This window comes from Odoribacter sp. N15.MGS-14 (genome assembly GCF_000980245.1).
Lineage (GTDB): Bacteria > Bacteroidota > Bacteroidia > Bacteroidales > Marinifilaceae > Odoribacter > Odoribacter splanchnicus.
The window spans coordinates 1-2,489 of sequence record NZ_LARE01000127.1 but is presented as its reverse complement, the minus strand read 5'-3'; the positions used below and the strand labels follow the sequence as shown (position 1 = coordinate 2,489).

2 protein-coding genes are annotated in these 2,489 nt (G+C 47.3%); both read left to right on the top strand.

Features of this window, described 5'->3' with window-relative positions; translation table 11 throughout:
- Nucleotides 1-969, top strand: a 969-nt coding sequence (locus WS34_RS14335) for an aldose epimerase family protein (RefSeq protein WP_046405695.1), incomplete at its 5' end; no start/stop codon positions are given.
- A gap of 365 nt (nucleotides 970-1,334) precedes the next feature.
- Nucleotides 1,335-2,489 (top strand): sialate O-acetylesterase (locus WS34_RS14330; RefSeq protein WP_286693822.1); only part of this gene is annotated, 1,155 nt, incomplete at its 3' end.

Sequence of the window (2,489 nt, the reverse complement as noted above, 5' to 3'; positions counted from 1 at the left end):
GGATATTATACGGAACTCTGTAATTACGGGGCTTCCGTTTTGTCGATTATAGTGCCTGACCGCCAGGGAAAGGCCGATGATGTCCTGTTGGGGTATCCGGAATTATCCGATCATATCCAGGACGGGCCCTATTTGGGTAAAACCCTGGGGCGGTTTGCAGGGCGCATAGCCAAGGGAAAATTTACCTTGAACGGGCAGTCCTATCAGCTGGATATCAACAACGGACCTAATCACCTGCATGGGGGAGCCCAAGGACTTTCTTTCCGCCTGTGGGAATACCGGCAATGCAGTGAAAACAGTCTCCGTTTTACGACCACCGCCCAGCACCTGGAAGACGGCTATCCCGGCGATTGCGCTATCAGCGTCGAATACACCTGGACAGAAGACAACACACTAATTATCGATTATCATGGAACTCCGACAGCGGACTCCATCCTGAACCTCAGTAATCACAGTTACTTCAATCTTGCCGGTACACCGACGATTCTGGGACATCAGCTACGAATTCATGCCAACGAATATCTTCCATTAAATGCCGATAGTATTCCGGAATTTCCGGCCCGGTCAGTTTCCGACAGTCCGATGGATTTCAGAGTATTCACCCCCATCGGTACAAAAATGAACGGTCTTCATCCTCAACTGGCTATCGATCGGGGATACAATCACTGCTGGCTCGTCGATCCCGCCGCACAAAGCGAAACGATCCCTGCCGTCGAATTAACCTGTCCGGAAAATGGAAGATTGCTTCAAATCTTCTCGGACTACCCGGGAGCTGTCGTCTATTGTGGAAACTATTTCGACGGCCGGCAAATGGATAAAAATCAGCACCCGCTTAACGCTTATGCCGGAATTGCCATCGAAATGCAATATTATCCGAACAGTCCGAACATGCCGGGAGTTCCCTCTTGTATCGTCCATAAAGGCGAAACCTCCCACCATCGGATCAGGTATGGGTTTAAGAGTTGCTGAGTTTTAGAGTTGCTGAGTTTAAAGAGTTATAGAGTTAAGAAGTTATTAAGTTATTTAGATTATTATGTGCATTTCAAAATTACAAAACAGAAGGATAGAATCGGTAAGGTCTGTATCGATGACCGGTTTATCTTCAAATGCATATACCAACCTAACCCTTAATAACTCCCTAATCCAACAATTCTATACCCCGGTTCTCCTCTATAACTCAACAGCTCAGCACCCCAGTAACTCAATAATTATACAACTCTTTAACTCAGCAACTCTTTTAACTCAACAACTTAGCAACTCTTTTAACTCAGCAACTTAGCAACTCTTTTAACTCAGCAACTTAGCAACTCTTTTAACTCAACAACTCACTAAATATGATGAAAAACTACCTTTGTAAAACAGCTTTCACCTTCCTTCTCTGTCTGGGAAGTGTATGGTCGTATGCAAAACCGGTTTTATCCGCTTTGTTTTCCGACAACATGGTATTACAACAGAACACCCAGGCTCCGATCTGGGGAGAAGCCACACCGGGGAAACAAGTCAAAATCACCCCCTCGTGGAGTAAAGAAACCATTTCCGTCACAGCCGATGAAACCGGCAAATGGAAAACCAGTCTCCCGACTCCTGCTGCCGGAGGCCCCTATACCATCACGATTTCCGATGGGAAAAAAATCCAGCTTTCCAATGTGATGATCGGAGAAGTATGGATCTGTTCGGGACAATCGAACATGGAAATGCCGTTAGCCGGCTGGGGAAAAGTACTCCATTACGAACAGGAAATTGCAGCAGCCGACCATCCGGATATCCGGTTATTCCAAATCAAAAAAACAACTTCGCTTACGCCCTCCGAGGAAGTACAATCTACTATGGACGGTTGGCAGCCTTGTGCCCCTGAAACGGTAGAGAATTTTTCTTCTGTGGCCTATTTTTATGCCCGGGAGTTGAACCGGGAACTGGGCGTGCCGGTAGGTGTGATCGACGTCACCTGGGGAGGTACCGTCGCAGAAGCCTGGACCAGCGAAGAAACCTTGAAACACATGCCTGATTTCGAAGATATGCTGACTATATTGAATATAGCCCAAACCGACAAAGCAGCAGCAGAACAAAAGTACCAGGCAACCCGGCAAAACTGGGAACAAGAAATGAATGCTTTAGACGAAGGTTTGGAAGGCCAGACAGCCCGTTGGGCCAACCCGGAATTAAATACCGAAACCTGGAAAAATACCCGGGTGCCTGCCTATATCGAACAATCGATCACTCCGGATTTGGATGGGGTAATCTGGTTCAGAAAAGAAATCGATCTTCCCAAAACCTGGTTAAACGAAGACCTGAAGATCACCCTCGGACCGGTCGATGACGAAGATATTTGCTATTTCAACGGTGTCCCCGTCGGCCAAACCCATGGCTACAATGTCGAACGGCATTATACCGTTCCTAAAAACCTCCTCCGGGAGGGCCCGAATGTACTGACCGTACGGGTAAACGATACCGGCGGTGAAGGAGGTATCTATGGAAAAGCAGACCTTTTG